This is a genomic window from Streptomyces sp. PT12 (assembly GCF_003311645.1).
GTDB lineage: Bacteria > Actinomycetota > Actinomycetes > Streptomycetales > Streptomycetaceae > Streptomyces.
The window spans coordinates 1-3,355 of the sequence record NZ_QEST01000128.1; the positions used below are offsets into that span (position 1 = coordinate 1).

Annotated in this window: 1 protein-coding gene; it reads left to right on the top strand. The window is 73.1% G+C overall.

Annotated features, from left to right (window positions below):
* The coding region (locus tag DEH69_RS13670; protein WP_113687221.1) for a type I polyketide synthase at positions 1–3,355 on the top strand (3,355 nt) is incomplete at both ends.

Here is a 3,355-nt window from a genome sequence, read left to right on the forward strand (position 1 = left end):
TCGCCATGTCGACCTGCCGACCTACCCGTTCCAGCGCCAGCGCTACTGGCCCGAGACGACCGCTGCCCGTGACGAGGTGGACGGTGAGTTCTGGGCTGCCGTCGAACGCGGCGAGCTGGCCCTCGACGAGAGCGCCCAGCGGGCCATCACCGCCTGGCGCGAGAGCAAGAAGCAGCGCTCGGCGATTGATTCCTGGCGCTACCGCGTCGAGTGGAAGCCCCTCACCGACCGCCCCACCCAACCCCTCACCGGCACCTGGCTGGTCACCGGCACCGCACCCGAGCCCTACGCCGCCGCGCTCAGAGCCCATGGCGCCCGCGTCGTCACCGAGCCCCAGGACGGCATCACGGCGATCCTGGCCGTCGACCCCGCCCCCGCCGATGTCGTGGCCCTGCTGGCCGACGACTCGGGCGCGACCCTGTGGTGCCTGACCCATGGCGCCTGGGAGGCCGACCCGTCCCGAGCGGCCGTCTGGGGCCTGGGACTTGGCGCCGCCCTCGAACACCCCGATCGCTGGGGCGGCTTGGTCGACATCGAAGGCCCCGACGACGAGCGGGCCTTCACCCGCCTGATCGCCGTCCTCCAGGGCGACGAGGACCAGGTGTCGATCCGCCGATCGGGCGCGTTCGGCCGCCGCCTCGTCCGCGCGGGCGCGGCACGCGCCGGGACGTGGGAGCCGACCGGCACATGCCTGGTCACCGGAGGCACCGGCGCCCTTGGCGCCCATGTCGCCCGCTGGCTGGCCGAACGCGGCGCCCAGCGCATCGTGTTGGCCAGCCGCAGGGGCGACAACGCCCCGGGCGCCGCCGAGTTGAGGGCGGATCTCGAAGGCCGCCTCACGTTCGCGGCCTGCGACATGACCGACCAGGCCGCCGTCGCCGAACTCGTTGACGGCATCCCCGACCTCGGCGTCGTCATCCACGCGGCCGGAGTCGAAGACCACGGCCCCATCGGCGCGTTGACGCCCGCCCGCATCGACGAGGTGCTGGCCCCCAAGGCGGACGCCGCCCGCCACCTCCACGAGGCGACCCGCGACCGCGACCTCCGCGCCTTTGTCCTGTTCTCCTCGGGCGCTGGCGTGTGGGGGAGCGGCGGCCAGGGCGCCTATGGCGCGGCCAACGCCGTTCTCGACGCGCTCGCCGCCCACCGCCGCGCCCAGGGCCTGCCCGCCACCTCGCTCGCCTGGGGCGCATGGCGTGGCGCTGGTATGGCCACGCAGTACGGCGACACCGCGCACTGGGAACGCCTCGGGCTCGCACCGATGGACCCCGCGCTCGCCATCGCCGCGCTCGACCAGGCCCTCGCCGCCGACGAGGTCGCGGTCACGGTCGCCGATGTCGACTGGGACCGTTTCGCCCCCGCCTTCACCGCGGGTCGCCCGAGCAAGCTGCTGTCCCCGCTGACGGAAACCGGCGACCCCGCGACGGCGGGTGCCCTCGACGGTCTCGCCGCCCGGCTCACGGGACTGCCCGAGGCCGAACAGCGCGCGCTCGTCCTCGAGTTGGTGCGCGCCCACGCCGCCGCCGTCCTCGGTCACCAGGGAGTTGACGGGGTGGCGACGGACAAGGCGTTCAAGAGCTTCGGCTTCGACTCCCTCATGACGGTCGAGCTGGTCAAGCGGCTGACCGGCGCCACCGGGATGCGGCTGCTGCCCAACGCGGTGTTCGACCACCCGACCCCCGTGGCCCTCGCGGAGCACCTGCGCGCCCAGGCCCTCGGCGTGAAGGCCGAGGCCGAGGTCGTCGTGGCCCCCGTCGCCGTCGACGAGCCGATCGCGATCGTGGCGATGGGCTGCCGCTTCCCCGGGGGGATCAGCTCGCCCGAGGACCTGTGGAACCTGGTCGTCGGCGAGGGCGAGGCCATCACCCCCTTCCCCACCGACCGCGGCTGGGACATCGAGGCTTTGTATGACCCGGAGCCGGGGCAGGCGGGCAAGACCTATGTGCGCGAGGGCGGATTCCTCCACGACGCCGCCGACTTCGACCCGGCCTTCTTCGGGATCTCGCCCCGCGAGGCCCTGGCGATGGACCCTCAGCAGCGGCTCCTCCTCGAAACGTCGTGGGAGGCGTTCGAACGCGCAGGGATCGACCCCGCCACCCTGCGCGGCAGCCGCACCGGCGTCTTCGTCGGCACCATGTGGCAGGAATACGGGCCCCGGCTGCACGAGGCACCCGAGGACTTCAGCGGGCACCTGCTGACCGGCACCACCACAAGCATCGCCTCAGGGCGCCTCTCCTACACCTACAGCTTCGAGGGCCCGGCCGTCACGGTGGACACCGGCTGCTCGTCCGCGCTGGTCGCGTTCCACTGGGCCGCCCAGGCGCTCCGGCGCGGCGAGTGCGACCTCAGCGTGGTCGGCGGCGCGACGGTCATGCCGACGCCCGGCGTGTTCGTGGAGTTCTCGCGCCAGCGCGGCCTCGCGGCTGACGGGCGGTGCAAGCCGTTTGCCGAGGCGGCCGACGGAACGGGCTGGTCCGAGGGCGTGGGCGTCCTCCTGGTCGAACGCCTCTCCGACGCGCGCCGCAACGGCCATCCGGTGCTCGCGGTGCTGCGTGGCTCGGCCGTCAACCAGGACGGCGCGTCCAACGGTCTGACCGCGCCCAACGGTCCCTCTCAACAGCGCGTTATACGGCAGGCGTTGGCCTCGGCGGGGCTCTCGCCGTCCGATGTGGACGTGGTGGAGGCGCATGGCACGGGAACGGCCCTGGGCGACCCGATCGAGGCCCAGGCGCTGCTGGCCGCCTATGGCCAGGACCGTGAACGGCCGCTGTGGCTGGGCTCGTTGAAGTCCAACATCGGCCACACCCAGGCCGCGGCCGGTGTCGCCGGGGTCATCAAGACCGTCATGGCGATGCGCCACGGCATCATGCCGCGCACCCTCCACGTGGACGCGCCGTCGTCACACGTCGACTGGTCCTCGGGCGCGGTCGAGCTGCTGACCGAGGCCAGGGCGTGGGAGTCCAACGGGCCACGCCGGGCGGGTGTTTCGGCCTTCGGCATCAGCGGCACCAACGCCCACATCATCCTGGAGCAGCCCGAGGAGACACCCGCCTCCGAGCCCGTGCCCTCCGATGCCTCGGGCCCTGTGCCCTGGGTGCTGACGGCCCGCTCCGAGGCCGCTTTGCGCCAGGCCGCAGGACGCCTTGCGCCCCTGGCCGACGACGTGGACGCGCGCGACATCGCCGCGACGTTGCTGTCGCGCCCGTTCCTTGAGCACCGTGCCGTCATCGTGAATGGTGACCTTGACGCGGTCACCCGCGGCGAGCCGGCCGTGGGCGTGGTCGAGGGTGTGGCACGCCCTCGTGGTCGTGCGGTGTTTGTGTTTCCGGGGCAGGGTTCGCAGTGGGTGGGGATG